Here is a 4,725-nt window from a genome sequence, read left to right on the forward strand (position 1 = left end):
AAAATACACAAATCATTGATACAACTAAGTTCGAGTTTGGACGCTACTATAAATTTGATATCCCAGCAACAGTGAAAGACGATGTTGTAGCTGGTGCAGATATCGAAAACAAGGCAGCACAAGTTGTAAACTATTACAACCCAACTACTAAGAAAGTTGAAAAACCAAACAAACCAACTGAAAAACGTGTCAACAGTGTTCCAATCTCAGTAGAATTTAACTTCACTAAGAAATTGGAAGGTCGTGAACTGAAAGCTAACGAATTCAGCTTCGTTCTTAAAGATTCAGAAGGTAATACTCTTGAAACTGTAAGCAATGATGCGGCTGGTAACGTTAAGTTCAAAGCTCTTGAATTCAAGAAGGGTCAAGAAGGCGTACACAACTACACAGTAGAAGAAGTTAAAGGAAGCGACGCAACCGTTACATACGACACTATGAAAGCGAATGTGACAGTCACAGTTAAACACGACGGAACAGCTAAAGTTCTGATCGCGACTGTAGGCGATATCGTTGATAAAGAGTTCAACAACGTTGTAACTCCACCAGAAACTCCTGAGTTCAATCCAGAGAAATATATTCTTAATGAAGAGAAATTTGATATCACTGGAAATAAACTTCTTGATGATGATAAAGAGTTGACTGATAAAGTAGCTGATACCAACAAAGATCCATATGTGGACAAAGTTGATAATAATGAAAAGCAAAATATCAATACCCAAACACTCCATAAAGGTGATAAGGTTGTTTACCAAGTATGGTTGGATACAACTAAATTCACAGAAGCACATTATATTCAATCTGTTGGTATTACCGATAAATATGATAGCGAAAACTTGGATGTTAATGTGGCTGATATTAAAGCTTATGATTCGGTAACTGGTGAAGATGTAACAGCTAAGTTTGATATCTCAATTGTGAATGGTGTCATTACTGCTACATCTAAGGCTGACTTGACTAAGTCTCTTGGAGATGCAGAAAATACTCAAGTAATCGACACTGCTAAATTAGCATTTGGACGTTACTACAAGTTTGATATTCCAGCACGTATCAAGGGAACTGCTAAAGAAGGTGTAGATATTGAAAATACAGCTTCTCAAATTGTTCACCAATATGATCCAACTAAGAAATCAGTTGAAAAACCAGAAAAACCAACTGAGAAACGTGTTGTTAATATCCCAGTGAAAGTTGAATTCAACTTCACGAAGAAATTGGAAGGTCGTGCGTTGAAAGCTGGTGAATTCAGCTTCGTATTGAAAGACAAAGATGGTAACGTGATTGAAACCGTAAGCAACGATGCTGAAGGTAAGATCAAGTTCTCAGCTCTTGAGTTCAAACGTGGCGAAGAAGGTACATATATCTATCACGTAGAAGAAGTGAAAGGTACAGAGGCTGGAGTTGAGTACGATAAGATGGTAGCGACTGTTGGAGTTACTGTAACTAAGGAAGGTAAAGTGTTGACTCTTACTTCACAAATGCCTGAAGATACTGAGTTTAACAACAAGGTAATTCCACCGAAACCACCGGTGACACCACCAACACCACCGGTGACACCACCAACACCACCGGTGACACCGCCAACACCACCGGTGACACCACCAACACCACCGGTGACACCGCCAACACCACCGGTAACACCGCCAGCACCAGAACTTCCTTCTACTGGTGAAGAACAATCAGCTTCTGCTACATTGTTAGGTGTGGCACTTGGTATGGTCGGACTTGCGGGACTTGCAAAACGCAAAAAACACGAAGACTAAAATGGAGGTGACATCAGCAAGCTTGTTGATGAGGTGACCATTTTAGTTCAAAAATGAAGAGGCTTTGCTTGAGAGAGCAAGCCTCTTTGTTTATCTATTATAGAAGTAGAAAACCCATGAAAATAGAAGTGTGAAATATATCAGAAATAATTCTGTTACTTGTTTCAGTAGAATTTCATTGACTTAAAATTGAGAAAACAGTATACTAGTACAGCAATTTGAAAGATCAAACTGTCGGCAACAAGGGGAATGAATCCACTTGAAATTGGAATAACAGTAGGGTTTGGAGTGGAAGAACTTCACACCCTTATTGTCGTAGAGCAAGATAGGAAACAAAGCGACTAGAAATACTTCCAAAGATCAAACTTGATGATAGAAAAAACGAATGAAAAACCTTGGTTTTCACAAAGGCAAGGTACCTATCGTTCGTTTTTTTCTATTGATCGCTACGACGCCGGTGAGATAGTTTGTTCGAATCGACTGAAAAAGAAAAATGAATTTTAGAAAGTTAGAACACAGATTAGAATTAATTCTTCCAAAGCTATAGGTTCTCCTCCATATTTATGTTACAATTAAACTACTATTATCGAAGGGAGAAACTATGATTAATTCAATTGTTTCACAAGGTTTGATTTGGGCCATTTTAGGGTTAGGAATCTTTATGACGTTCCGAATTCTAGATTTTCCAGATATGACAACTGAAGGTTCCTTTCCGCTTGGAGGAGCGGTGGCGGTTACCTTGATTACCAAGGGGGTCAATCCACTGATTGCGACGCTTGCTGCTATTGGTGCAGGATGCTTGGCAGGACTTGCGACGGGTCTTCTCTATACAAAAGGGAGAATCCCGACACTCTTGTCAGGAATTCTTGTGATGACGTCTTGTAACTCGGTTATTCTATTTGTCATGCAACGGGCCAATCTGGGACTCTTGGGTTATAAAAAAATTCAAGATTATCTTCCCTTTGCTGGAGGTTTAAGTGAAATTTTGATTGGCTTGATTTTCGTAACGCTTGTGATCCTTGGTTTGATCTTCTTCTTGGACACACGTTTGGGTCAAGCCTATATCGCGACAGGTGACAATGCTGACATGGCTAAAAGTTTCGGGATCAATACCGACCGGATGGAATTGATGGGTTTGGTGATTTCAAATGGAATTATTGCCCTCTCTGGTGCACTGATGGCCCAGCAAGAAGGTTATGCCGACGCTTCACGTGGGATTGGTGTCATCGTTATTGGACTTGCCAGTCTCATTATCGGGGAAGTTCTTTTTTCAAATGTCACCTTGACGGAGCGTTTGCTCAGCGTCGCAGTCGGATCGATCGCCTACCAATTTTTGATTTGGGCTGTGATTGCGCTTGGTATCAATACCAGCTATATCCGGATTTTCAGTGCCTTGATCCTAGCAATCTGCCTGATGATTCCAACCTTTAAGGGAAAAATCATGAAAGGAGCGAAATTCAGTAAATGACAGCGATTGTAGAATTAAAAAATGTAACCAAAACTGTGAGCAATGGGATGAATGAAGAAAAAGTCATTCTGGATGATGTTTCCTTGGAAATTCGAGAGCATGATTTTATCACAATTTTGGGGGGCAATGGAGCTGGAAAATCAACCCTCTTTAATACTATTGCTGGGACGCTTCCGGTGAGCAGTGGGAAGATTTATATTTTGGGGGAAGATGTAACCAACTATTCTCCTGAAAAAAGAGCTAAGTACTTATCGCGGGTCTTTCAAGATCCTAAAATGGGCACAGCGCCTCGCATGACAGTAGCGGAAAACCTATTGGTAGCGAAGTTTCGTGGAGAAAAACGTGGCTTGATCCCGCGTCACTTGGCCAGCTATAAAGAAGAGTTTCAAACAGTCCTTGCTAAGATCGGCAATGGCTTGGAAAATCATATCGATACAGCCGTTGAGTTTCTATCGGGTGGGCAACGACAAGCCTTGAGTCTGTTGATGGCGACACTGAAACGTCCAGAACTCTTGCTTCTAGACGAACACACTGCAGCCTTGGATCCAAAAACGAGTCAGGCCCTCATGACCTTGACGGATCAGTTTGTGAAACAAGACGCTCTTACTGCTCTTATGATCACCCACCACATGGAAGATGCTTTGAAATATGGAAATCGCTTGATTGTGATGAAAGACGGGCACATCGTCCAAGACCTCAGTCAAGAAGAAAAAGCCCAAATGACCATCGCAGACTACTATCAATTGTTTGAGAAAGAATAAGATACAAAGGGCGTGGCGGATACAGTCAAAATAGGGAGTAGGACAGAAGCGATATCGTTCATGGCGCTTTGTCGTCCTACCCCCACAAGGTTGATTAGAATTCTTCCAAGCTGATTAAGCGAGAGAAGAGTTCAACCAGCTACTGTGTCTGGAAGTTAGTACTAGTATAGTTGGCGTTTTTCACACAGCATTTAGGGCGTGTTCAATTCGTGTAACGGCAAGTACTATGGTACCTTACCTACACGACTCACTAACTCCTCAGGTGGATGGTATCGATCCACCTTCGTCCTGCCGCATTCCGCTAAGATACAAAGGGCGTGGCAGATACAGTCAAAATAGGGAGTAGGACAGAAGCGATATCGTTCATGGCGCTTTGTCGTCCTACCCCCACAAGGCTGATTAGAATTCTTCCAAGCTGATTAAGCGAGAGAAGAGTTCAATCAGCTACTGTATTTTACCTAGAGGCTTTACTAATCTACAAACTCATTTTAGAAACGTTTCTCACCGCAGAAAGTTTCAGAGTATGTTTGCATGAGTCGAATAGTAACGATTGATTTTAATTTTTTAGTATCACTTAGGTTGTTTGATGTAGAAATAGTTTGTCTGCATGCTAGAGAGTGGGACAGAAATCGGTAATTCGTTAGAATTCGATTTCGTCGTCCCACCTCCGCACAGTTGAGTAGGGCTGTAAAAGCTGATGAAATCAGCGTAGTAGAGCCCACTCAACCACTGCGTCTTG

At 41.3% G+C, this 4,725-nt stretch carries 3 protein-coding genes; all 3 read left to right on the forward strand.

Annotated elements, in window-relative coordinates; genetic code table 11:
• The coding region (locus PCY07_RS10345; RefSeq protein WP_301356713.1) for an FctA domain-containing protein at nt 1–1,757 on the forward strand (1,757 nt) is incomplete at its 5' end.
• A 601-nt stretch (nt 1,758–2,358) separates the two neighbouring features.
• The gene (locus PCY07_RS10350; RefSeq protein WP_003015645.1) at nt 2,359–3,225 is read left to right on the forward strand and encodes an ABC transporter permease; all 867 of its coding nucleotides are present in this window, start codon (nt 2,359–2,361) and stop codon (nt 3,223–3,225) included.
• Complete coding sequence (locus PCY07_RS10355) at nt 3,222–3,986, forward strand: ABC transporter ATP-binding protein (RefSeq protein WP_301356715.1); 765 nt, start codon at nt 3,222–3,224, stop codon at nt 3,984–3,986. Before PCY07_RS10350 ends, PCY07_RS10355 begins: the two co-directional genes overlap by 4 nt.
• Nucleotides 3,987–4,725 lie beyond the last annotated feature (739 nt).

The sequence above is a fragment of the Streptococcus sp. SP1 genome, assembly GCF_030440005.1.
GTDB lineage: Bacteria > Bacillota > Bacilli > Lactobacillales > Streptococcaceae > Streptococcus > Streptococcus parasanguinis.

What these genes read in the sequence shown, in the direction of transcription:
- PCY07_RS10350 (WP_003015645.1), top strand. Translation starts at nt 2,359, where the DNA reads ATGATTAATTCAATTGTTTCACAAGGTTTGATTTGGGCCATTTTAGGG.
- PCY07_RS10355 (WP_301356715.1), top strand. Translation starts at nt 3,222, where the DNA reads ATGACAGCGATTGTAGAATTAAAAAATGTAACCAAAACTGTGAGCAAT.